Below are 23,592 nucleotides of genomic sequence, written 5' to 3'. Positions count from 1 at the left end.
GCTGGTGGCGGGCTGATGCCGGTTGCGGGCTGACAGCGGTTTCGGGCTGCCGCCTGGGCGGTGGCTGTGATGCCGATGGGCGGCACCCCTTGTGCGGGGTGCCGCCCAGCTGTACGGGTTGCCGCGCGTCGGCGGCGGGTGGGCGCGGTTACTTGCGCATGACCTCGGGCTCGTGGCGGCGCAGGAAGCGGGCCACGAAGATGCCGCAGATCACGCCCAGGACGATCAGCGCGGCCATGTCCAGGGTCCAGGCGCCGGCGGTGTGCTCCCAGAGCGGGTCGTTCGCGCCGCCGTCCTCGGGCGGGCTGATCCGGTTGAAGTCCAGCGTGGCACCGGCCGCGCCCACCGCCCAGCGGGACGGCATCAGGTAGGAGAACTGGTTGACGCCGACCGTGCCGTTCAGGGCGAACAGACAGCCCGTGAAGACCACCTGGATGATCGCGAACATCACCAGCAGGGGCATGGTCTTCTCGGCGGTCTTCACCAGGGACGAGATGATCAGACCGAACATCATCGAGGTGAAGCCCAGCGCCATGATCGGCAGCGACAGCTCGATGAGCGTCATGCCGCCCAGGACCAGGCCCTCCTCGGGGATCTCCCGGCTGGAGAAGCCGATCACGCCGACCAGCAGGCCCTGGAGCATGGTGATCGTGCCGAGCACGAACACCTTCGACATCAGATACGCCGAGCGGGACAGGCCGGTTGCGCGCTCCCGCTCGTAGATCACGCGTTCCTTGATCAGTTCACGGACCGAGTTCGCCGCGCCCGCGAAGGTGGCGCCGACGGCGAGGATCAGCAGGACCGTGGTCGCCGTGCCGTTGGGGGTGATGCGGCCCTGTGCGTTCGCCGGGTTGGGCAGCAGGCCCTTGTCCGGGTCGATCAGCAGGCTGACCGCGCCGAGCACGGCCGGGAGGATCACCATCAGGGCGAGGAAGCCCTTGTCGGAGACGATCACCGAGGTGTAGCGGCGGACCAGGGTGATCCACTGCGACATCCAGCCCTGCGGCTTCGGCGGCTTGATGGCCTGCATCGCGGGCATGGCGGGCATCTGTACGGCCTGCGGGGCGACGGCGTCGATGTCCGCGGCGTACATCTGGTAGTGCTGCGAGCCCTTCCAGCGGCCGGCCCAGTCGTAGTCGCGGTAGTTCTCGAAAGCGGAGAAGACATCGGCCCAGGTGTCGTAACCGAAGAAGTTCAGCGCCTCCTCGGGCGGGCCGAAGTAGGCGACCGCGCCGCCCGGGGCCATCACCAGGAGCTTGTCGCACAGGGCCAGCTCGGCCACCGAGTGGGTGACGACCAGGACCGTGCGGCCGTCGTCGGCGAGGCCGCGCAGCAACTGCATCACATCGCGGTCCATGCCCGGGTCGAGGCCGGAGGTCGGCTCGTCCAGGAAGATCAGTGACGGCTTGGTCAGCAGTTCCAGGGCCACGGAGACCCGCTTGCGCTGGCCGCCGGACAGGGAGGTGACCTTCTTGTGCTTGTGGATGTCGAGCTTCAGCTCGCGCAGCACCTCGTCGATCCGCGCCTCGCGCTCCCGGCCGGTGGTGTCGGCGGGGAAGCGGAGCTTGGCGGCGTACTTGAGAGCCTTCTTCACGGTCAGTTCCTTGTGCAGGATGTCGTCCTGCGGGACCAGACCGATGCGCTGGCGGAGTTCGGCGAACTGCTTGTAGAGGTTCCTGTTGTCGTACAGGACCTCGCCCTGATTGGCGGGACGGTATCCGGTCAGCGCCTTGAGCAGCGTCGACTTTCCGGAACCGGACGGTCCGATGACCGCGATCAGCGACTTCTCCGGGACGGCGAAGGAGACGTCCTTGAGGATCTGCTTCCCGCCGTCGACCGTGACGGTGAGATGGCGCGCGGAGAAGGACACCTCGCCGGTGTCGACGAACTCCTCCAGGCGGTCGCCGACGATCCGGAACGTGGAGTGGCCGACACCGACGATGTCGGTCGGGCCGAGCAGCTGCGAGCCGCCCTTAGTGATCGGCTGGCCGTTGACGTACGTGCCGTTGTGCGAGCCGAGGTCGCGGATCTCCATCCGGCCGTCGGGCGTGGAGTGGAACTCCGCGTGATGGCGCGAGACCTGGAGGTCGGAGACGACCAGGTCGTTGTCCAGGGCACGGCCTATGCGCATGACCCGGCCGAGGGAGAACTGGTGGAAGGTGGTGGGGCTGCGGTCGCCGTGGGGTGGGGAGGGGTTTGTGGGGCCGGTGGGGCCGGTGGATACGCCGGGACCGCTGGCGCCGCCGGGTCCTCCGGGGCCGCCGGGTCCTCTGGGTGTCTGGGGGGTGGGGTTGTGGCCCTGGCCCTGGCCTTGGGCGTAGCCGTGGCCGAGGTCTTGGCCGTGGCCTTGGCCCAGGTCTTGGCCTTGCACGGCGTGGGACTGGTGTTGGTGGGGGAGCTGGGGGGCGTGTTGCTGCCAGCCGGGGTGGGCCTGCTGGGCGGCGTGGCCTGCCTGGGCGGGCTGGGCGGCTTGTCCCGCTTGGGCCTGGGGGGGCTGCTGGGTCCAGCCGGGGTTGGCTGTCTGGGCCGGGCTCGGCCCGCCGTGCAGGCCCTGGGCGCCTTGCGCACCTTGCGCGCCCTGGGCCGCGTATGGCTGCTGCGATTGCTGCGGCTGCTCCGGCTGGGTCCCTCCGGCGCCGCCCGAGAGCTTGAGCTGCGGGCCGTCGGTCGCGTTGCCCAGATGCACCGACGAGCCGGGACCGATCTCCAGCTGCTGGATCCGCTGTCCCCGCACAAAGGTGCCGTTGGTGCTGCCGTGGTCCTCGATGACCCAACTACGGCCGTTGAAACTGACCGTGGCGTGCCGCCAGGAGACCCTGGCGTCGTCGAACACGACGTCCCCTTGCGGATCGCGCCCGAGTGTGTAGGGCCTGGACGGGTCGAGCGTCCAGGTCCGTCCGTTTGTTTCCAGTACGAGTTCCGGCACTCCATGCCCCACTGAGTTGTCCCCCGATTTTTCCCCCATGCACAGGGAGTCTAGGGATGTCGAACATCGGGTGGAACTATTTCAGGAGCGGCCCCTTGACCGAAAGTCGGGCCTTGTACGGGCCCTGTCCGGACCTTGTAACAGCGCCCGGACCCGTGCCGAGGCTTTGTCGTCGCAGGGGTTGAAACCCGCTCGGAGAGTGGTATTCCAGGCGAGGGGGACGTGTGCGGCACTGCGCCGCGCCGCGGATCGGGGGGTCTGCGATGAGTATGAAGACCGTACGGCGCGCTCGGCCGGTGCCGTGGATCGACGTACTGCTGTCCGCTGCCGCGGCTGTGAGCTGGGCGTTGATCGCGATGACGGGCACGGCGGCGCTCGGGTTGCATCTGCTGGAGGCGGACACGGCGGACGCGGCCGGCTCGCTCGGGCCGATGACCGCGGCGGTCGTGGCGCTCGGGGCGGGCGGTTCGGTGAGTCCGTCGGGAGACATGTCCGCGTTCGGTCTGGTGGGCGCGGAGGCGTCGACGGCCATCGAGATCACGCCATTGGGCGTCAGTCTGGTCGGTGCGCTCCTTTTGTCCTGGATTTTCCTGCGGTCTCTGCGGGTTGCTTCGCAGACTTCGCGGGCTTCGCAGTCTTCGCAGTCTTCGCAGTCTTCGCGGTCTTCGCGGTCTTCGCGGTCTGGGCACTCATCGCGGTCCTGGCCGTCTTCGCGGGCCGGGCAGTGTTCGCGGGCCGGGCGGGCCTCGGGGGCTGGGCGGGCCTCGGAATCCGGGCGGGCCTCGGGGGGTGTGGTGTCGCTGTCGCTGGGCGAACTCCTCGCGCGGGCGGGCGCGGTCGTGGTGCTGTTCGAGGCGGCGCTCGGTGGGCTGGCCTGGGCGGGGGACGATGTGATCACGATCGATGGGGGTGCGCTTGGTCTGGGTGGGGGGCCGGGGTGGGGCGGGGGTGGTGGTGAGGGTGGGAGTGGGAGTGGGAGTGACGGTGGTGGGGGCGGTGGGGATGTCGGTGGGATTGAGATTCCCGGGCTCGGGGACGTGGGCGACATCGGTGGGCTGCTGCCGGACCGGGTCGGCGATCTGATCGACGCGAAGGCGGCGGTCGGGTTCACCGTGGACACCGTGCCGACGCTGCTCGGCGGGCTGTGCTGGGTGCTGGGTGTGCTGTTGATCGCGCTGCTGGCCTCGCGTCGGACCCCGCTGCCGCGCGGGCTCGCCTTTGTCCACCGGGTGGTGCGGCCCGCGGTGTCGTCGCTGGTCGCGGTGTTGCTGGTGGCGGTCGCTGCGGGGCTCGCGGCGGCGGGGTACGCGGCGATCGGCGACGACCATCCCCGGCGGATCGTCGGCGCGGCGCTGCTGGGCGCGCCGAACGGGGTCTGGCTCGGCGTCCCGATCGGCCTCTTCGTGCCGTACGAGGGTGAGGCGACCGGCCCGTTGACCCGGTTCCTGCCGGATCCGCTGGACGAGCTGCTGGCCGGGGCGGACGGTCCCGTCACGGTCGGCCGACTGGCGGAACTGGACGGGCGGGTGTGGTTGCTGGCGGTCGGGGTGGGGGTGCTGATGCTGCTGGCGGGGGTGTGGACGGGGGTGCGGACGCCGGTGGGGAAGGTGGAGAGGGTGGAGGGGGTGGGGTTTGCGGGTGGAGGTGAGGGCGGGGGTGGGGGCCGGGGTGGTGTTCTGGGGTTTGTTCGGCGGTGTGCGGTGCCTTTGGGGGTTGCTACGGCGGTGGCGGTGCCGTTGCTCGGGCGGCTGGCGGGTGTCTCGGTGGACGCCTCGCTGTCGGTGCTCGGGGTCGACGCCTTCGGCGCCGGGATCGAACTGCGGGGGCATCTTGGGGCGGGGGTGGCGCTGGGCGCGGTGTGGGGGGTCGGGGCCGGGGTTCTGGGGGCGCTGTTGGCGTGGGGTACGGGGGCTGCGGGGCGGCGGGCTGTGGGGGTGGAGGGGGTGGGGACAGTGCGGGTGGAAGGGCAGGTGCCGGAAGAGGGGACGGGGGTGGGGACGGGGGCTGGGGTGGCACTCGGTGACGTGACGGGGGTGGCGGCGAAGGCGGAAGCGCCGTACGCACCTGGGGTGACGGAGGCAGCAGGGCCATACGCGCCTCAGGTGCCGTATCGGCCGCCCAACACGGCGACGAATCCTTATCTGCGGGCGGTGGAAGACGTGCGGGGTGAAGGGGGCCGCCCGGGTTCGAAAGGGCGGGGTGAGGGGCAGGAGCCGGGGCGGTCGGGCTGGCCTGAGCCTGGCGGCGGACCAGTGCCTGGGGTGGGGTGGGTGTACGGGGCCGGGGCGGCGGGCGGGGCCAGGCCGACTGAAGGAACGAGGGCGGCCGAAGGAACGAGGGCGGCCGAAGGAACGGGGGCGACCGAAGAGACCGGGCTGGCTGAAGGGGCCTGGTCGGCCGACCGAGTCCACGAGGCACCCACCGAGGCCGGACCCGTCGTACCGCCCCCTCCCCCGCCACACCTGCCGCCGCCGACCTCGCCGGAGGACGGACCGCCTCCGCCGCCCGGTCGGCCGAAGGGCCGCCACTGAGCCTCGTACGCACCTGGTAGGCACCTGGCACGCGCCTGATGGGCACCTCGTACGGACCTCGTGCGCACCTCGTACCAGAGGTGATTTTTCGGGTGTACGACACCGACCGGACATCCATTGTTCCGTGTCCGCCAGACGGACCACGGAGGCGGTAGGCACTGGGTGCCGGATACGGTGGAGGCACCATGAGCCCTTCGCAGACCTCAGACTTCCCCACCCTCCTGGTCAAGATCTTCGGCAAGGACCGGCCGGGCATCACGGCCGGGCTCTTCGACACCCTCGCCGCCTTCTCGGTCGACGTGGTCGACATCGAGCAGGTCGTCACCCGTGGCCGGATCACGCTGTGCGCGCTCGTCACCGAGCCGCCCCAGGGGCTGGCGGGCGAACTGCGGGCGACCGTCCACAGCTGGGCAGAATCGATGAAGCTGCAGGCGGAGATCATCTCCGGGACCGGCGACAACCGGCCACGTGGGCTGGGCCGCTCCCTGGTGACCGTGCTCGGTCATCCGCTGACCGCCGAGGCAACCGCGGCCATCGCCGCGCGGATCACCGCGGCCGGCGGCAACATCGACCGCATCTTCCGGCTGGCCAAGTACCCGGTGACCGCCGTGGAGTTCGCGGTGTCGGGGGTCGGGACGGAGGCGCTGCGCACCTCGCTGGCCACCGGCGCCGCCGCACTCGGGGTCGACATCGCGGTCGTCGCGGCCGGGCTGCACCGGCGGGCCCAGCGGCTGGTGGTGATGGACGTGGACTCCACGCTCATCCAGGACGAGGTGATCGAACTGTTCGCCGCGCACGCCGGGTGCGAGGACAAGGTCGCCGAGGTGACCGCGGCGGCCATGCGCGGGGAACTGGATTTCGAACAGTCGCTGCACGCGCGCGTGGCGCTGCTCGCAGGGCTGGACGCCTCGGTGGTGGAGAAGGTGCGCAGCGAGGTGCGGCTGACGCCGGGCGCGCGGACCCTGATCCGTACGCTGAAGCGGCTCGGCTATCAAGTCGGGGTGGTGTCCGGCGGGTTCACCCAGGTCACCGATGATCTCAAGGAGCGGCTGGGGCTGGACTTCGCGCAGGCCAACACGCTGGAGATCGTCGACGGCAAGCTCACCGGCCGGGTCACCGGCGAGATCGTGGACCGGGCGGGCAAGGCGCGGTTGCTCCGGCGTTTCGCGGCGGAGGCGGGCGTACCGCTGTCGCAGACGGTCGCCATCGGCGACGGTGCGAATGACCTGGACATGCTGAACGCGGCCGGGCTGGGGGTCGCCTTCAACGCCAAGCCGGTGGTACGGGAGGCCGCGCACACGGCGGTGAACGTGCCGTTCCTGGACACCGTGCTGTACCTGCTCGGGGTGACCCGGGAAGAGGTCGAGGCGGCGGATACGCACGACGAGGAGTGACGGGCCCCTCCGGGGTGGCGTGTGGGTGCCGCGCGCAGGGTTGCCGTGTGGCGGGTGCCGCGTGCGGGTGCCCTGAGGGGGCTTTGCAGGTGTCCGGCGTCTGCGCTTCGGGGGCTTCCGGACGCTGGTGGTGGATGTTGGTGGTGGTGAGGGGGCTCGGCATCGTCTGATGCCGAGCCCTTTCTGATCTGCTCGTACGGCGTCGTACTGCTCTGGCGTTCCGGTCGTGGCCTTTCGATGGTGTTGTTCTGTTCCTGTGCTGGTCTGGTCCGGTGTTGTTCTGGTCCGGTGCTGGGCTTCTCCGGGGTGTGCTACGCGGTTCTCACTCGGACGGGGCCCAGAAGTCGGCCAGTGCCGCGGCGCCCGGCTCCAGGTTCTTCCAGGGGCTGTCCGTCGTCAGGACGGCGAAGGCGGCGGCCGGGAAGCCCCGGCGGCTCATCCGCTCACGGGGCTCGGCCTCGGCGGTGCCGGCGAGGACCTCGGCCAGGGCCTGGACGCCGGGGTTGTGGCCGATCAACAGAATGTTGCGGACGTCGTCGGGTGTCTCGTTGAGCAGCGCGATCAGATCGCCGGGAGCGGCCTCGTAGATGCGCTCCTCGTAGACGGTCTTCGGCCGGTGCGGGAACTCCTGGACGGCGAGCTTCCAGGTCTCGCGGGTCCGGGTCGCCGTGGAGCACAGGGCCAGATCGAAGGCGATGCCCGTGTCGGTGAGTCTGCGCCCGGCTTCGGCGGCGTCGAGACGGCCTCGCTCGGCGAGCGGACGCTCATGGTCGTTCACCTGGGGCCAGTCGGCTTTCGCATGCCGGAAGAGGACAATCCTGCGGGGTTCTGCGACGCTCATGGCCCCAGCTTCGCATGAAACACGCCATGGGGCGCAGGTAGTTGACTTGGGGATTCGCCCGGTTTCCGAGGGCTGCGGCGGGGTGGGGAGGGCACGCGGTGCCGCCTCCTTCGGTCAGCGGGCGATCAGCTGCCGGATCGCGTCCAGGATGTGGGTGATGGCGGGCTCGCCACCGGCCGCGTGGGCGTCGGCGGGGTTGAGTATCAGCGCGAGCAGCGTGACGAACGCGAGAGTCGGCAGGGCGAGGGCCCACCAGGGCAGACGGGTGACGGTACGGCCCGTGCTGGCCGGGTGGGGCCGGGTGTACGTAGGGGCCGACATGAGTGCCTCCGCGTCTTCGAGGGGTGAGCGTCCGCTGCTCGCGGCCACACTTCGAAGGTACGGACTCCGCGGCCCTCAACCCATCCGGTGATCCACCCACTTGACCCTGACCCTGACCCCCTAGGGGATGGTGGGGCTACCCCCACCATCGGGCGCCGCCGGGCTCAGCCATGCGGGTGCCGGTCGCCGTGGCGACGAGGGTGAACCCGATCCACCAGACACGTGCCGGGCTGCCGGGACGCCGGGATGCGGGGGTACGGGCCCGTCAGGGCGACACGATTGTCGCGATGATGCCGATGATCACGAAGATGGCGAAGAACGAGCCGAAGATGAGCAGCATCTTCTTCTGGCCGTTCTGGGGATTCGGGTCGAGCACCATGCGGTCAGTCTCCCATCCCTGTGACGGGGGGTCGTCAGGGGGGTCGGGGGCGTGAGGATCGGGGGATGGGGGGGGATCGGTGGGATGGGGGCCCGGTGGGATGGAGGGCTCGGAACGCGGAACGCGCGTCGTCGCTCCGTCGCTCGCGCCGGCCCCTCAGCGTGCCGCCGCCGCGGCCTCCGCCTCCGCCTCCACCGTCCGGTCGCGGCCCGCGAGGAGACCGACCAGGATCTGCGGGATCATCAGCGCGGCCATCAGGGCGATGGGCACTCCCCAGCCGCCGCTGTGCTGGTAGAGGACGCCGACCAGGAGCGGGCCCGGGATGGAGATCAGATACCCCGTGCTCTGGGCGAAGGCGGAGAGCTGGGCCACGCCCGTACCGGTCCTCGCGCGCATACCGACCATCGTCAGGGCCAGCGGGAAGGCGCAGTTGGCGATGCCGAGCAGGACGGCCCAGGCCCAGGCGCCGCCCGCGGGGGCGAAGTACAGGCCAGCGTATCCGGCCAGGCCGCACACGCCGAGGACGAGCACGATGGGGCCCTGGTGGGGCAGCCGGGTGGCCAGACGCGGGATGACGAAGGCGAGGGGCACGCCCATGACCATGGTCACGGCGAGCAGCAGTCCGGCGGTGTCGGCGGAGACGCCCGCGTCACGGAAGATCTGCGCCATCCAGCCCATGGTGATGTAGGCGGCGGTGGCCTGGAGCCCGAAGAACACCGCGAGCGCCCAGGCGGTACGGCTGCGGGTGATCCGCAGGCGGACGGGCGGCTCCTCGCGCGCGGGCTGCCCGTCCGATCCGGGCGGGGCCGTTCGCGTCGGCTCCTGTGCGCCGGTCCTGGGGGACCGTCCCGCAGTGGTCTCCGTCGGCTGGCGTGCGTCCGTCACCACCGGCCCATACGTGCCGGTCCGCGCCAGCCCCTGCGTGCCTGTCCCCGTCGACGCGCGTGTGTCGGTCTCCGAGGGTGCCCCCGACCTCCGTACGAACGGGATCCACGGGAGTACGGCCATGGCCGCGATGGCCGCCCAGACGGCGAGGCCCGGCTGCCAGCCGCCCAGGGCTCCGGCGACGGGGACGGTGACCGCCGCCGCGGTGGACGTGCCGAAGGCGAGGGCCATGGAGTACAGGCCGGTCATGGAGCCGACCCGGTCCGGGAACCAGCGCTTGACGATCACCGGCATCAGGACATTGCTCACGGCGATGCCCATGAGGGCCAGGGCGCTGGCGGCCAGGAAGCCCGCCGTACCGCCCGTGTACGGCCGTATGAGCAGGCCCGCGGTGATCGCGGCCATGCCCGCGCACACGACCGCGCCGGGGCCGAAGCGGCGGGCCAGGCGGGGCGCCATGACGCCGAAGATCGCGAAGCAGAGCGGCGGGACCGAGGTGAGCAGTCCGGCCACGCTGCCGCTCATGCCGAGGCCGTCGCGGACCTCTTCGAGGAGGGCGCCGAGGCTGGTGATCGCGGGGCGGAGGTTGACCGCGGCGAGCACGATGCCGACGACCAGCAGACGCATCGCCCACGCGCGCGTGCCGCCGCGTCCGGGCGCCTCGGGGGCGGTACCGGCCGAACTGCCGACGGGTGCTGTCGTGGTGGTGTCCTCGCGCTGCATGGGCTCCATCATAGAATCATGGGATGATTGGTTGTCGATGTGCTCGCCTATGTTCGTACGACCAGTCCTTGTTCGTTCTCTCGCTCGCTTTCGTTCGCTCTCGCTCGTTCTCACTCATCCCCTGCTCGCTCGTCCCCTTGCTCGTCCGTTGTCCGGCGTCCGTCATCCCGCCGGCCCTTGTGAGCCATGAGGTGCCATGCCCCTGAGCCATCCGCGTCGCTCGGCCCTGTCCGAGCAGGTCATCGCCGCGCTGCGGAACCAGATCACGTCCGGTGAGTGGCCGGTCGGCTCGCGCATTCCGACCGAGCCGGAGCTGGTCGAGCAGCTCGGCGTCGCCCGCAACACGGTCCGTGAGGCGGTCCGCGCGCTCGCGCACAACGGCCTGCTCGACATCCGCCAGGGCTCCGGCACCTGGGTCGTGGCCACGAGTGAGCTGGCGGGTGTGATGCACCGCCGGTTCGCGGACGCCGACCCGCGCCATATCGCCGAGCTGCGTTCGACGCTGGAGTCGGCCGCGGCCCGGCTGGCCGCCGAGCGACGCACCGAAAAGGACCTCAAGCAGCTGGACACCCTCCTGGAGCGGCGCGAGGAGGCGTGGCACACCGGGGACGCGGAAGTGTTCGTGACCGCCGACGCGACCTTCCACCTGGCCGTGGTGGCGGCCTCGCACAACGACGCCATGACGCAGATGTACGCGGACCTGGGCGAGGTGCTGCGGGACTGGCTGCGCGAGGACATCGGCGAGGTGCTGACGCCGGACACGCACATGGATCACACCCGGCTGCTGGACGCCATCCGCGCGCGGGACGCCGATACGGCGGGCGCGGAGGCCGCGAGCTATCCGTTCCTGTGCCGCCTCGCGCGGTTTAGCTCCCCCGGTTCTGGTGGCTGACCCAGGCCGCGCGGACCTCCTTCCAGCAGCGCCCGGCGAGCCGTACGGTCGTCGCGGGCCGGGCGTCGGTGGCCCGGCCGTCGCTGTCGAGGTCCCACCAGCGCGCGCACTCGATGTGCAGCCGCAGCCGGTCGGTCTCGGGATAGGGGTTGTGGCAGTAGGCGGTCACGTGCGAGCCGTCGACACGGGTGCGGCACTCGGCGCCGGACAGGGCGGTCTGCGCGTCCCCGCGCGCGTGGGCCGCGGTAGCGAGGGGCGCCGCCAGCACGAGGGCGGCGGCAAGGGTCGCTGAGGCCATGCTGCGGGAGAAGCGCACAAGGGGGACCTCCTCGGCCGTACCGGGTCGTGCTGGGGAGGAAGGCGGGAAGTGAACGCCTCTTTCAGGGTGCCCAGTTACGGGCGGGTCCCGCCCGGCCGGATGGGCCGAACGGGGGACACGCCCGGACACGCCGAGGGCCCGCGTCCGGTGGTGCTGTGCGGGACGCGAGCCCTCGGCGTGTCGGCGTGGTGATCAGGCGCCGATGGCGTGCAGTCCGCCGTCGACGTGGATGATCTCGCCGGTGGTCTTCGGGAACCAGTCGCTGAGCAGGGCGACGATGCCCCGGCCGGCCGGCTCCGGGTCCTTCAGGTCCCACTCCAGCGGGGAGCGGCTGTCCCAGACCGAGGCCAGGTCGCTGAAGCCCGGGATGGACTTGGCGGCCATGGAAGCGAGCGGCCCGGCGGAGATCAGGTTGCAGCGGATGTTCTGCTTGCCGAGGTCCCGCGCCATGTAGCGGCTGGTGGCCTCCAGGGCGGCCTTGGCGGGGCCCATCCAGTCGTACTGCGGCCAGGCGTACTGGGCGTCGAAGGTGAGGCCGACGACCGAGCCGCCGTTCTGCATCAGCGGCAGGCACGCCATGGTGAGCGACTTCAGGGAGAACGCCGAGACGTGCATGGCGGTCGCCACGGACTCGAAGGGCGTGTTGAGGAAGTTGCCGCCGAGCGCGTCCTGCGGGGCGAAGCCGATGGAGTGCACGATGCCGTCGAGGCCGCCCAGCTCCTCGCCGACCAGGTCGGCCAGGCGCGCGAGGTGCTCGTCATTGCTGACGTCCAGCTCGATGACCTTGGTGGGCTTGGGCAGCTTGCGGGCGATGCGCTCGGTCAGGGTGGGCCGGGGGAACGCCGTAAGGATGATCTCGGCGCCCTGCTCCTGGGCCAGCTTCGCGGCGTGGAAGGCGATGGAGGACTCCATCAGCACACCGGTGATCAGAATGCGCTTGCCGTCGAGGATTCCGCTCATGGTGATCAGTGACCCATTCCCAGTCCGCCGTCAACAGGGATGACGGCTCCAGTGATGTACGAGGCGTCGTCCGAGGCCAGGAACCGCACCGTCGCGGCAACCTCCTCGGGCGTCGCATAACGGCCCAGCGGCACCTGCTTGACGATGTTCGCGCGCTGCTCGTCGGTGAGCACCTTGGTCATGTCGGTATCCACGAAACCGGGCGCGACGACATTGAACGTGATGTTGCGCGATCCGAGCTCACGGCTGAGCGAACGAGCAAAACCGACCAGAGCAGCCTTGGAGGCGGCGTAGTTGGCCTGACCAGCGCTGCCGAGCAGACCGACCACCGACGAGATGAGCACGACACGGCCCTTCTTGGCGCGCAGCATGCCGCGGTTGGCGCGCTTGACGACCCGGAAGGTGCCGGTGAGGTTGGTGTCGACGACGGAGGTGAAGTCCTCCTCGGACATCCGCATCAGCAGCTGGTCCTTGGTGATGCCGGCGTTGGCGACCAGGACCTCGACGGGGCCGTGCGCGTCCTCGATCTCCTTGTACGCCTGCTCGACCTGCTCGGTGTCGGTGATGTCGCACTTCACGGCGAGGCAGCCCAGTTCCGTGAGGGCGGTCGGCGGCTCGCCCGAGCGGTATGTGATCGCGACCTTGTCGCCGGCGTCGGCGAATGCGCGGGCGATGGCGAGGCCGATGCCCCGGTTGCCTCCGGTGACGAGAACCGAGCGGCTCAACGGATCACCCTTTCGATAGGGGTCTGACATATCCGCCCGAGCATCGGGTCGACGAGCGGCTTTACCGGAAACCTATCGGTCGCCCTGGCCGGGCGGGCATTCGGGCACCGACAGTGGCTCGCGGGGCTCGCTGTCGGATCCCTACAGATCGCCGCCGCGCGGAGGCGGCAAACGTGTGGTCCGCACACCCGCGTACGCGACATGATCGGAGCCGACAGGCGACGACAGCAGGGAGACCCCCGGTGCCTCATACCATCGACGAAGCCTTCACGGCGCTTCCGCTGCGCGCCCTGGCGGACGCGGCGCTGGCACGCGCGCGTGCGCTGGGGGCGGAGCATGCCGACTTCCGGCTGGAACGGGTGCGCAGCGCGTCCTGGCGGCTGCGGGACGGCAGGCCGTCCGGGTCATCGGACACCACCGACCTCGGGTACGCGGTACGTGTGGTGCACGGCGGGACCTGGGGGTTCGCGTCGGGCGTGGATCTGACCATGGACGCCGCCGCGAAGGTCGCCGCGCAGGCGGTGGCCATGGCGAAGCTCTCCGCTCAAGTGATCACGGCGGCGGGATCGAATGAGCGGGTGGAACTGGCCGACGAACCCGTTCACGCCGACCGGACCTGGATCTCCTCGTACGAGATCGATCCGTTCGATGTGCCCGACGAGGAGAAGGCGGGGCTGCTCGCCGAGTGGAGCGGGCGGCTGCTGGCGGCGGACGGGGTCGACCATGTGGACGCCTCGCTGCTGACCGTGCACGAGAACAAGTTCTACGCGGACACCGCCGGAACCGTGACGACCCAGCAGCGGGTGCGGCTGCATCCGCAGCTCACGGCGGTGTCGGTGGACGACTCCAGCGGCGAGTTCGACTCCATGCGCACGCTCCAGCCGCCGGTCGGGCGGGGCTGGGAGTATCTGACCGGGACCGGCTGGGACTGGGACGGGGAACTGGAGCGGATCCCGGGGCTGCTCGCCGAGAAGATGCGCGCGCCGAGCGTCGAGCCGGGATCGTACGATCTGGTCGTTGATCCTTCGAACCTGTGGCTGACCATTCATGAATCGATCGGGCACGCGACCGAGCTCGATCGCGCGCTCGGCTACGAGGCGGCCTACGCCGGGACCTCCTTCGCCACGTTCGATCAACTGGGCAAGCTCCGGTACGGCTCGGACCTGATGAACGTGACCGGTGACCGCACGGCGGAACACGGGCTGGCGACGATCGGGTACGACGATGAGGGAGTGGCCGCCCAGTCCTGGGACCTGGTCAGGGACGGCACCCTGGTGGGGTACCAGCTGGACCGGCGGATCGCCCGGCTGACCGGGTTCGAGCGGTCCAATGGATGCGCGTTCGCCGACTCGCCCGGACATGTGCCGGTGCAGCGGATGGCCAATGTGTCGCTCCGGCCCGATCCGGCGGGGCTGTCCACGGAGGATCTGATCGGGAGCGTGGACCGGGGCATCTATGTGGTCGGTGATCGTTCCTGGTCGATCGATATGCAGCGGTACAACTTCCAGTTCACCGGTCAGCGGTTCTTTCGGATCGAGAACGGCCGGATCACCGGGCAGCTCAAGGACGTGGCCTACCAGGCGACCACGACCGACTTCTGGGGCTCCATGGCGGCCGTCGGCGGGCCGGGCACCTATGTCCTGGGCGGTGCCTTCAACTGCGGCAAGGCCCAGCCGGGCCAGGTCGCGGCGGTCTCGCACGGCTGCCCGTCCGCGCTCTTCAAGGGCGTCAACATCCTCAACACCACGCAGGAGGCGGGCCGATGAGGGTCATCACCGGATTCCGCCGGGGTCCCTGGGGCCGTCTCCCGGGACAGCGCAGTCTCACCACGATCCAGGAGGCCGGGCGATGAGCGCCGCCGTCAGCAAGCCGTACGAGATGGTCGAGCGCGCTCTTGAGCTTTCGCGCGCCGATGGGTGTGTTGTGATCGCGGACGAGCATTCGACCGCCAATCTGCGCTGGGCGGGCAACACGCTGACCACGAACGGGGTCACCCGCGGTCGGACGCTCACGGTGATCGCGACCGTGGACGGCAAGGAGGGCACCGCCTCCGGGGTGGTATCCCGGGCCGCGCTGACGGCGGACGAGCTGGAGCCGCTGGTGCGGGCCGCCGAGGCCGCCGCCCGGGGCGCCGGTCCGGCCGAGGACGCCCAGGCACTGGTGACCGGCGTCCCCGCGAGCCCGGACTTCACGGACGCGCCGGCGGAAACGTCGTCCGCCGTGTTCGCCGACTTCGCACCCGCGCTGGGCGAGGCGTTCGCCCGCGCGCGGGAGGGCGGTCGCGAGCTGTACGGTTTCGCCAATCACGAGCTGGTGTCGACCTATGTCGGCACGTCGACCGGGCTGCGGCTGCGGCACGATCAGCCGACCGGCACGCTGGAGCTGAACGCCAAGTCGCCCGACCGCACCCGCTCGGCGTGGGCGGGGCGTTCCACACGGGACTTCAAGGACGTCGACCCGGCGGCGCTGGACGCGGAGCTGGCCGTACGGCTGGGCTGGGCCGAGCGGCGGGTGGAACTGCCGGCCGGGCGGTACGAGACGCTGCTGCCGCCGACCGCGGTCGCGGACCTGCTGATCTACCAGATGTGGTCGGCGTCGGGCCGGGACGCGGCCGAGGGCCGGACGGTGTTCTCCAAGTCGGGCGGGACCCGGATCGGCGAACGGCTCGCCGGGCTGCCGCTGACGCTCCGCAGCGATCCGAGCGAACCTGGGCTGGAGTCCGCGCCGTTCATGATCGCTCACTCGTCGGGCGGTGATCAATCGGTCTTCGACAACGGGCTGCCGCTGGGCGCCACGGACTGGATGCGCGCGGGTGAGCTGCATCGGCTGACCACCAGCCGGCACAGCGCCGCGCTGACCGGGCTGCCTGTGGCGCCGAACATCGGGAACCTGATCCTGGACGGCGGTACGGACCGCTCCCTGGAGGAGATGGTGGCCGCCACCGAGCGCGGGCTGCTGCTCACCTGCCTCTGGTACATCCGTGAGGTCGATCCGGCGACGCTGCTGCTCACCGGGCTGACCCGGGACGGGGTGTACCTGGTGGAGAACGGCGAGGTGACCGGCGAGGTGAACAACTTCCGGTTCAACGAGTCGCCGGTCGATCTGCTGGGCCGGGCCGCCGAGGCCGGGCGCACCGAGAAGACCCTGCCCAGGGAGTGGAGCGACTGGTTCACCCGCGCGGCGATGCCCCCGCTGCGGGTGCCGGATTTCAATATGAGCTCGGTCAGCCAGGGCGTATAACCTCGTAGACGTTCGTTCGCCGTCGGGTGGCGTCCGACCACCCGACGATCGTTCGAACCGCTACCAGCAGATCATTCGATCAAAAGATCACAGAAGATCTCAGAAGATCTTTCGAGGAGACACGAGAACCGTGACGGACATCGTCGACGAGCTGAAGTGGCGCGGGCTGTTCGCCCAGTCCACCGATGAGGACGCTTTGCGCAAGGCGCTCGCGGACGGCCCCGTCACGTTCTATTGCGGCTTCGATCCGACGGCGTCCAGTCTGCATGTCGGGCATCTGGTGCAGGTGCTCACCATGCGCCGACTCCAGCAGGCGGGCCTGCGTCCGCTGGCCCTGGTCGGTGGCGCCACCGGTCAGATCGGCGACCCCCGCCCGACCGCAGAGCGCACGCTGAACGACCCGGAGACGGTCGCCGCCTGGGTCACCCGACTGCGCTCGCAGATCGAGCCGTTCCTCTCGTTCGAGGGCGACAACGCCGCCGTGATGGTGAACAACCTGGACTGGACGGCCGGGCTGTCCGCGATCGAGTTCCTGCGGGACATCGGCAAGCACTTCCGGGTCAACAAGATGCTCACCAAGGACTCGGTCGCCCGTCGGCTGGAGTCCGAGGAGGGCATCAGCTACACCGAGTTCAGCTACCAACTGCTCCAGGCCATGGACTTCCTGGAGCTGTACCGGCGGCATGGCTGCACGCTCCAGCAGGGCGGCAGCGACCAGTGGGGCAACCTCACGGCGGGCCTGGACCTGATTCACCGGCTGGAGCCGCAGGCCCAGGTGCACGCGCTGGCGACGCCGCTGATGACCAAGGCGGACGGCACCAAGTTCGGCAAGACCGAGAGTGGCGCCGTCTGGCTGGACCCGGACATGACATCGCCGTACGCGTTCTACCAGTTCTGGCTGAACGTGGACGACCGGGACGTCTCGACGTACCTGCGGATCCTGTCGTTCAGGTCCCGCGCGGAGCTGGAGGAGCTGGAGGAGCAGACCCGGGAGCGCCCGCAGGCGCGGGCCGCGCAGCGGGCGCTGGCGGAGGAGCTGACGACGCTGGTGCACGGCGCCGCGCAGACGGAGGCCGTGATCGCCGCGAGCCGGGCGCTGTTCGGACAGGGCGAGCTGGAGTCGCTGGACGAGCGGACGCTCGTCGCCGCGCTGACCGAGGTGCCGCACATCGAGGTGTCCGGACTGGTGCCTGTGGTGGATCTGTTCGCCGTGGTGGGACTGGTGGCGAGCAAGTCGGCGGCGCGGCGGACGGTGAAGGAGGGCGGCGCCTACGTGAACAACGTCAAGGTGACCGCCGAGGACGCCGTCCCCGTCGCCGGGGATCTGCTGCACGGGAAGTGGCTGGTACTGCGGCGGGGGAAGCGGAATCTGGCGGCTGTCGCGGTGAGCGGGGTCTGACCCGCGGTGAGTGAGTGACTGAGTGACGTCTGATCGGCGGTGAGTGGGGTCTGATCGATTGCACAATCGATCACTCTGGCGATCACTCCGACCATTGCCCTGTCGATGACTCAATCGATCGCTCATTCGATCGTCAATGCGGTGCCACGGTCGTTCGATCGTGGCACCGCATGATCATTCGATCGCCCGCACTCCGGTCGCCGTGGCGGCGGTGGGGTGCGTCAGGTGTGCTGGGTGCGCTGCTGCTTGCGCTTGCCCAGCGTCGCCGTGTAGGCCATGTCGCCGAGGAAGACGATGATGATCGCGGCGACCAGCTGGAACAGATGGCGGCTCCAGTCGATGCCCGGGGTCGCGGCGACCCCCAGACCGCGGGCGATGGCGTTGCCGGCAAGCGCGCCGAGCATGCCGAAGATCGTGGTCAGCCAGAGCGGGCTGTGCTGCTTGCCCGGGATGATGGCCTTGGCGATCAGACCGAGCACGAATCCCACGATGATGGCCCACAACCAGCCCATGACTACCTCCTCGCACCGCCCGACGTGAGCAGATACCGCCCAGTGTCGGCCCGGTGGGCGTACGGCGCATGTCGGGTTCGTCCGTACGGTTCATGGCCCGGGACGTTCGCGCAGGCGGCAGGGTGACCCGGTCTCGAATGCGGCGCAGTCGCGGCGTAACGTGGACGTTGTCCGGGCCGGCCCTGCCGCCGGTGCGGGCCGGGATCGGGACGGGGACGAATTCCCTGTGGGCGGATGGTGGAGTGTGATGCGGAAGCAGCGCGACGGCGACGGCGCCCAGGTGTTCCGGATCACCGGGGCCCGGCAGGGACTCCAGGACGATGTCCGTGGACGGCAGCGCCGGTACATCATCTCGATGTCCGTGCGCACGGTGTCAGTCGTCCTCGCGGCGGTGCTGTGGAACGTCGAACGGCACGTCGCGATCGTGGCGCTGGTGCTCGGGGTGGTCCTCCCCTATATCGCGGTGGTGGTCGCCAACGCCGGACGGGAGAACGTTTCGTCGCTGCCGACGACGTTCGTGACCGTGGAGCCCAAGCCGATGATCATGCCCCCGCGAGCCGCGGACGGGAGCTTCACGGAATCCGCGACGGAGGACGGCGCGGCCGGACACACCGAGCGGTCCGCCTAGACAGAGTGCAATTCCACTGTCGGTAAAAGCTCAGATCAATCATGTTGTTCCGGTGCCGGGCGGGCGGTTACCCATGACATACTTCGTACGCGCTCCGCATCCCCCGTCGGAGCGACAGACCGACGCCGGGCAGCTCCCCCCGTGGCTGCTCGGCGTCGCCTTTTGTGCGACCTGATCACCGCGACCGCATCGAATGATCAGAGGATCTCAGACGATCTTCGGGGTGGGTTTTGATCGAGTGATCAGGCAGTGACGATCATGTGATCAGGCCATGTGCCGGTCAGGTTAGGGTCGGAGGGTGAACGTCTTTCCGACGACCCCTGATCCCGCATCACCCATCTGTTCCGCGAAGGGCTGTCGCGCCGGTGCGGTGTGGGTGCTGGCGTGGAACAACCCGAAGCTGCACACGCCCGAGCGGCGGAAGACCTGGCTCGCGTGCGAAGAACATCGCGAGCATCTGTCTCAGTTCCTGGGGGTGCGGGGGTTCCTGAAGGATGTCGTCCGGTTCGAGGAATGGGACATGGACGGCGAGGAGGGGGCGGGGGCGTAGGGCGGCGCCGCTAGCCGCCGATCGCGGACATCGGCCGGTCCGGCTGGACGAACGTCGGGTCGTCCAGGCCCGCGCCGGCCTTCTTGCCCCACATCGCCAGCCGCCAGATACGGGCTATCTCCTCGTCGGGGGCGCCGGAGCGCAGAGCCGCGCGCAGGTCCGTCTCCTCGCGGGCGAACAGACACGTGCGGACCTGGCCGTCGGCGGTCAGGCGGGTGCGGTCGCAGGCCGAGCAGAAGGGGCGGGTGACGGAGGCGATGACACCGACGCGGTGCGGCCCGCCGTCCACCAGCCAGCGTTCGGCGGGTGCCGAGCCCCGGGCCTGCTCGCCCTCGGGGGCGAGGGTGAAACGGGTGCGCAGGGAGGTCAGGATGTCACCGGCCGTGATCATTCCGTCGCGCTTCCAGCCGTGCTGGGCGTCGAGGGGCATCTGCTCGATGAAGCGCAGTTCATAGCCTCGCTCGACCGCCCAGGCGAGGAGGTCGGGGGCCTCGTCGTCGTTGAGCCCCGGCATCAGTACGGAGTTGACCTTGACCGGGGTCAGTCCGGCCTCGTGGGCGGCGGTCAGACCGTCGATGACGTCTTGGTGGCGGTCGCGGCGGGTGAGGGTCTTGAAGACGTCGGGCCGGAGGGTGTCCAGTGAGACGTTCACCCGGTCCAGGCCGGCGGCCTTGAGGGCGGTGGCGGTGCGCTTGAGGCCGATGCCGTTGGTGGTCAGGGACATCTGCGGGCGGGGTGCGAGGGCGGCGACCCGCTCCACGATGCCGACCAGGCCGGGGCGCAGCAGGGGCTCGCCGCCGGTGAAGCGGACCTCTTCGATACCGAGGGAGGTGACCGCGATGTCGATCAGGCGGACGATCTCGTCGTCCGTCAGCAGATCGGTCTTCGCCAGCCATTGCAGGCCCTCTTCGGGCATGCAGTACGTACAGCGCAGATTGCAGCGGTCGGTGAGTGAGACCCTCAGGTCGGTGGCCACTCGTCCGTAAGTGTCGATGAGCACGGGGACCCCCTTCCCTCGTCCTGGATCATCGGTCAGTTCGATCGATCATCGGCCAGGTCGATCATTGGTCTGTTCGATCATCGCTCAACCCGATCAACGGCCGACCGATCACAAACGTTCCAGGCTTCCGACACCAGCGAGCCTACGCGACCGTTCAGACATTCGGATGTGCGTGATCCGACGAGGGATCGTGCGGTCATGTCGTAGATCCCTACGATCGGTTGATCGAAACGGTGGTTGGTGTGGTGTGGCTGGGTGGGGTCCGGGAAGGCTGAGGGGCTGGGTGGGGGGGTGGAGGCCCCGGGTCGGGCGGCGGATCGGGGAGGGCGGGCTGGGGGGAGAGCCGATCAGGGGGGCGAGGAACCGATCAGGGAGGGCGGCCGGGGCCGGATCGGGGCCGGATACGGCCCGTCGGTGGGCGGGTCTCCCGCTCGCGGAGCTGGATTCGGGATCGCGGATCCGGTGTGGGCGAAGCTCAGGGGCCTCCTGCGGGTGAGGGCCCGGCCAAGGCCATGACTCAGCTCTCGTCCCCGGACGAGCCCGGCCCTCCGAGAGCGAGGAACGGGGCTCGGCTGTGGTGTCCGGGTGCCGGCCGAGCCTGGTGGGGTGGCCTCCCGCGCGTGGGACCAGGCTCCGGCGTGTAGCCCCTCAGAACGTGCCACGGCCGCGGCCTTGTCGCGCACGGGACCGGGCTCGCGCCGGTCGTCACCGACGCCGAGGTTCGTGGAGCGGCCTGCTGCACGGGACGGCGGAGGCTTCTCGCGGCGCCCGAAGGGAGGTTCGCACCGCGGCCGTCCCGCGCGCGACGAGGGAAGGGACCCCGGCGGTGACGGCGGTAGTGGCCGGGGAGCGGGCTCCCCCACGCGGGAGCGGGGGCGGGGGCGAGCACTTCGGCCCGATCCCGGCCGAGCGGAGCGGGACACCGAGCGCGAGAGTAGGACCGTCTGCGTCTGCCGACCTGCTGTTCTCTCCGTACAGCGGGTCCCCGCGCGCGGGAGCGGGACCGCCGGTGACGCCCCCACGGAGGGCACCACCGTGGCGAGCCCCCGCGCGCGGGACCGGGACTCGTCCGCTCCCCCAGGCGCCGACAGCGGACCCGACTGAGCCGCTTCCCGCGCGGGACCAGCCTCCCCGGTGCCCCCCAACCGCGCTCGGTCAGTGCGCCCCGGTGCCGGTGAGCGAGCGGACCTCCAGTTCGGCGTACTTGCCCTTGTCCGGCTCCTCCTTCGACAGGAAGGTGCCGATGACGCCGAGCAGGAAGCCGACCGGGATCGAGACGATGCCCGGGTTCTCCAGGGGGAACCAGTGGAAGTCGACGTCGGGGAACATCGACGTGGCCTTGCCGGAGACCACCGGGGAGAACAGCACCAGGCCGACCGCGGTGACCAGGCCGCCGTAGATCGACCACAGCGCGCCCTGGGTGGTGAACCGCTTCCAGAAAAGGCTGTAGAGGATCGTGGGCAGGTTGGCGGAGGCGGCGACGGCGAAGGCGAGGGCGACCAGGCCGGCGACGTTCAGATCGCGGGCGAGCGCGCCGAGCAGGATCGAGACGGCGCCGATACCGACGGTCGCCAGGCGGGCCGCGCGGACCTCCTCCTTCTCGGTGGCCGTGCCGCGCTTGATCACATTGGCGTAGATGTCATGGGCGAACGAACTCGACGAGGCGAGGGTGAGGCCCGCGACGACCGCGAGGATCGTGGCGAAGGCGACCGCGGAGATGGTGGCCAGCAGGATCGCGCCCCAGTTGGAGTCGACGCCGCCCAGATGGAGCGCGAGCAGGGGCGCCGCAGTGTTTCCGGCCTTGTTGGACGCGGTGATCTCCTCGGGACTGATGAGTGCCGCCGCGCCGAATCCGAGCGCGAGGGTCATCAGGTAGAACGCGCCGATCAGGCCGATCGCCCAGATCACGGACTTACGGGCGGCCTGGGCGGTGGGGACCGTGTAGAAGCGGATCAGGATGTGCGGCAGACCGGCGGTGCCGAGCACCAGGGCGATCCCCAACGAGATGAAGTCGATCTTGGTGGTCTCCGACACGCCGTACTTGAGGCCGGGTTCCAGGAAGGCGGCTCCCTTGCCGCTGTTGTCGGCGGCGGTGCCGAGCAGATCGGAGATGTTGAAATCGAACTTGAGCAGCACCAGGAAGGTGAGCAGCAGCGCCCCTGTCATGAGGAGCACGGCCTTGACCATCTGCACCCAGGTGGTGCCCTTCATACCGCCGATCGTGACATAGACGATCATCAGAACACCGACCAGGGCGACGATCCCGATCTTTCCGGCGTCGCTGGTGATGCCCAGCAGCAGGGAGACGAGCACACCGGCGCCGGCCATCTGGGCGAGCAGATAGAAGATCGACACGACGATGGTGGAGGTGCCGGCCGCGGTCCGTACCGGTCGCTGGCGCATCCGGTAGGCGAGCACGTCGCCCATGGTGTAGCGGCCGGAGTTGCGCAGCGGCTCGGCGACCAGCAGCAGGGCGACCAGCCAGGCGACGAGGAAGCCGATGGAGTACAGGAAGCCGTCGTAGCCGGAGAGGGCGATGGCGCCCGCGATACCGAGGAAGGACGCGGCGGACATGTAGTCGCCCGCGACGGCCAGGCCGTTCTGGAAGCCGGTGAACTGGCGGCCCCCCGCATAGAAGTCGGCGGCGTCCTTGGTCTGCCGTCCGGCCCAGATGGTGATGAACAGGGTGGCCACCACGAAGGCGGCGAACAGGCTGATGATGAGCGTCCGGTGTTCGCTCGCCGCCGTCGACGCGAGTGTTTCGCTGGTCGCGAGCGTGATCGACTGGCTCATTCGCCGCCCTCCATCCGGGACTTGATCGCTTGTGCTTTGGGATCGAACTTGTTCGCGGCGATCCGCGCGTACCACCAAGCGATCAGGAACGTGGTGACGAACTGGGCGAGGCCCAGGACCAGGGCCACATTGATGTTGCCGAAGAGCTTGGTGCCCATGAAGCCGCCCGCGTAGTTCGACAGCAGGACGTAGAGCAGGTACCAGGCGATGAAGGCGACGGTCAGCGGGAACGCGAACGAACGGTAGGAGTGGCGCAGTTCACCGAACTCCGCACTCTCCTGCACCTGGGTGAATTCCTCGGTCGAGGGGAGCCGGTGCTCCGGTTTCGAAGGTGGCGGTGTCTCGGTGGCCACGGAGTCTCCTCGCGTTGCGGGTGCGCCGCCCACAGGTGTCGGGGCGCGGTCGGGGATCGGGGACGGTTGCGGTACGGACATGCGGATCTGTCCTTGTGCTGGGGCGGATCATCTGATCGGCCGTGACAGTGGTGGCCGGGTGCGTGATCCACGGGGAGGCGTCGATCGTGCTCGGCTCCCTGTCCAACGTGCACGGCGCCACGCGAGGACCGGTTCAACCT

20 protein-coding genes are annotated in these 23,592 nt (G+C 69.9%); 8 read left to right on the top strand and 12 right to left on the bottom strand.

All coding sequences use genetic code 11. From position 1 onward, the window contains the following. Positions 1-148 precede the first annotated feature (148 nt). A complete protein-coding gene (locus tag ABZX40_RS14195) occupies positions 149-2,965 on the bottom strand; it encodes an FHA domain-containing protein (RefSeq protein WP_355735271.1) in 2,817 nt (938 codons plus the stop codon). A 224-nt stretch (positions 2,966-3,189) separates the two neighbouring features. On the opposite strand from ABZX40_RS14195, the gene ABZX40_RS14190 reads away from it, so the two are divergent. Then, positions 3,190-5,457 (top strand): streptophobe family protein, encoded by a 2,268-nt coding sequence (locus ABZX40_RS14190; protein ID WP_355735268.1) that lies wholly within the window; start codon positions 3,190-3,192, stop codon positions 5,455-5,457. A 185-nt stretch (positions 5,458-5,642) separates the two neighbouring features. Then, complete coding sequence (gene serB / locus ABZX40_RS14185; protein WP_355735265.1) at positions 5,643-6,851, top strand: phosphoserine phosphatase SerB; 1,209 nt, start codon at positions 5,643-5,645, stop codon at positions 6,849-6,851. A 322-nt stretch (positions 6,852-7,173) separates the two neighbouring features. Here serB and ABZX40_RS14180 read toward each other — a convergent pair whose 3' ends face one another. From ABZX40_RS14180 to ABZX40_RS14165, 4 genes are all read right to left on the bottom strand, one after another. Continuing rightward, on the bottom strand, positions 7,174-7,692 hold the full coding sequence (locus tag ABZX40_RS14180) for a histidine phosphatase family protein (RefSeq protein WP_355735262.1): 519 nt from the start codon (positions 7,690-7,692) through the stop codon (positions 7,174-7,176). Between the two features lie 114 nt (positions 7,693-7,806). Further along, positions 7,807-8,013, bottom strand: a complete 207-nt coding sequence (locus ABZX40_RS14175) for a hypothetical protein (RefSeq protein WP_355735259.1) — start codon at positions 8,011-8,013, stop codon at positions 7,807-7,809. 265 nt (positions 8,014-8,278) lie between these two features. After that, positions 8,279-8,392, bottom strand: a complete 114-nt coding sequence (locus ABZX40_RS14170; protein WP_355735256.1) for an SGM_5486 family transporter-associated protein — start codon at positions 8,390-8,392, stop codon at positions 8,279-8,281. A gap of 156 nt (positions 8,393-8,548) precedes the next feature. Further along, the gene (locus tag ABZX40_RS14165) at positions 8,549-10,000 is read right to left on the bottom strand and encodes a CynX/NimT family MFS transporter (protein WP_355735253.1); all 1,452 of its coding nucleotides are present in this window, start codon (positions 9,998-10,000) and stop codon (positions 8,549-8,551) included. A 196-nt stretch (positions 10,001-10,196) separates the two neighbouring features. Here ABZX40_RS14165 and ABZX40_RS14160 point away from each other — a divergent pair, with 196 nt between their 5' ends. Beyond that, positions 10,197-10,892: a FadR/GntR family transcriptional regulator gene (locus ABZX40_RS14160; protein WP_355735250.1), complete on the top strand. Its 696-nt coding sequence runs from the start codon at positions 10,197-10,199 to the stop codon at positions 10,890-10,892. Here ABZX40_RS14160 and ABZX40_RS14155 read toward each other — a convergent pair. The 3 genes from ABZX40_RS14155 to fabG all read right to left on the bottom strand — a co-directional run bounded on the left by ABZX40_RS14155 (position 10,867) and on the right by fabG (position 12,896). Beyond that, positions 10,867-11,208 carry a hypothetical protein gene (locus tag ABZX40_RS14155; protein WP_355735248.1) on the bottom strand — a complete coding sequence of 114 codons (342 nt, stop codon included), beginning with the start codon at positions 11,206-11,208 and terminating at the stop codon, positions 10,867-10,869. The two genes, ABZX40_RS14160 and ABZX40_RS14155, sit on opposite strands and share 26 nt — an antisense overlap. Before the next feature lie 195 nt (positions 11,209-11,403). Continuing rightward, positions 11,404-12,171: an enoyl-ACP reductase FabI gene (gene fabI, locus ABZX40_RS14150; protein WP_355735245.1), complete on the bottom strand. Its 768-nt coding sequence runs from the start codon at positions 12,169-12,171 to the stop codon at positions 11,404-11,406. A gap of 5 nt (positions 12,172-12,176) precedes the next feature. Then, positions 12,177-12,896 (bottom strand): 3-oxoacyl-[acyl-carrier-protein] reductase, encoded by a 720-nt coding sequence (gene fabG / locus ABZX40_RS14145; RefSeq protein WP_355735348.1) that lies wholly within the window; start codon positions 12,894-12,896, stop codon positions 12,177-12,179. A 242-nt stretch (positions 12,897-13,138) separates the two neighbouring features. Between fabG and ABZX40_RS14140 the strand changes: the two genes are divergently transcribed. The 3 genes from ABZX40_RS14140 (at position 13,139) to tyrS (ending at position 17,535) form a co-directional block, all read left to right on the top strand. Then, a complete protein-coding gene (locus tag ABZX40_RS14140; RefSeq protein ID WP_355735242.1) occupies positions 13,139-14,662 on the top strand; it encodes a TldD/PmbA family protein in 1,524 nt (507 codons plus the stop codon). Positions 14,663-14,744: 82 nt separating this feature from the next. Then, positions 14,745-16,136 (top strand): metallopeptidase TldD-related protein, encoded by a 1,392-nt coding sequence (locus ABZX40_RS14135; protein ID WP_355735239.1) that lies wholly within the window; start codon positions 14,745-14,747, stop codon positions 16,134-16,136. A gap of 130 nt (positions 16,137-16,266) precedes the next feature. Further along, a complete protein-coding gene (gene tyrS / locus ABZX40_RS14130; protein WP_355735236.1) occupies positions 16,267-17,535 on the top strand; it encodes a tyrosine--tRNA ligase in 1,269 nt (422 codons plus the stop codon). A gap of 221 nt (positions 17,536-17,756) precedes the next feature. On the opposite strand, the gene ABZX40_RS14125 is transcribed toward tyrS, so the two are convergent. After that, positions 17,757-18,047 (bottom strand): GlsB/YeaQ/YmgE family stress response membrane protein, encoded by a 291-nt coding sequence (locus ABZX40_RS14125; RefSeq protein WP_355735233.1) that lies wholly within the window; start codon positions 18,045-18,047, stop codon positions 17,757-17,759. A 247-nt stretch (positions 18,048-18,294) separates the two neighbouring features. On the opposite strand from ABZX40_RS14125, the gene ABZX40_RS14120 reads away from it, so the two are divergent. Continuing rightward, entirely contained in the window at positions 18,295-18,675 is a 381-nt protein-coding gene (locus ABZX40_RS14120) for a DUF3099 domain-containing protein (protein ID WP_355735231.1), read from the top strand. 298 nt (positions 18,676-18,973) lie between these two features. Next, a complete protein-coding gene (locus ABZX40_RS14115; protein ID WP_355735228.1) occupies positions 18,974-19,225 on the top strand; it encodes a hypothetical protein in 252 nt (83 codons plus the stop codon). Positions 19,226-19,235: 10 nt separating this feature from the next. Here the strand turns inward: ABZX40_RS14115 and moaA are convergent, their stop codons facing one another. The 3 genes from moaA to ABZX40_RS14100 form a co-directional block, all read right to left on the bottom strand. Then, positions 19,236-20,225 carry a GTP 3',8-cyclase MoaA gene (moaA, locus tag ABZX40_RS14110; protein ID WP_355735226.1) on the bottom strand — a complete coding sequence of 330 codons (990 nt, stop codon included), beginning with the start codon at positions 20,223-20,225 and terminating at the stop codon, positions 19,236-19,238. Between the two features lie 1,155 nt (positions 20,226-21,380). Then, positions 21,381-23,018, bottom strand: a complete 1,638-nt coding sequence (locus tag ABZX40_RS14105; RefSeq protein WP_355735224.1) for a cation acetate symporter — start codon at positions 23,016-23,018, stop codon at positions 21,381-21,383. Then, the gene (locus ABZX40_RS14100) at positions 23,015-23,371 is read right to left on the bottom strand and encodes a DUF485 domain-containing protein (RefSeq protein ID WP_355735221.1); all 357 of its coding nucleotides are present in this window, start codon (positions 23,369-23,371) and stop codon (positions 23,015-23,017) included. The genes ABZX40_RS14105 and ABZX40_RS14100 overlap by 4 nt, the downstream gene beginning before the upstream one ends. Positions 23,372-23,592: the final 221 nt, after the last annotated feature.

The organism is Streptomyces sp. NPDC004610 (assembly GCF_040609715.1).
In the GTDB taxonomy this organism is placed as follows: Bacteria; Actinomycetota; Actinomycetes; order Streptomycetales; family Streptomycetaceae; genus Streptomyces.
Note: the sequence above shows the minus strand (reverse complement) of the source record. Positions and strands in the feature narration are given on the sequence as shown.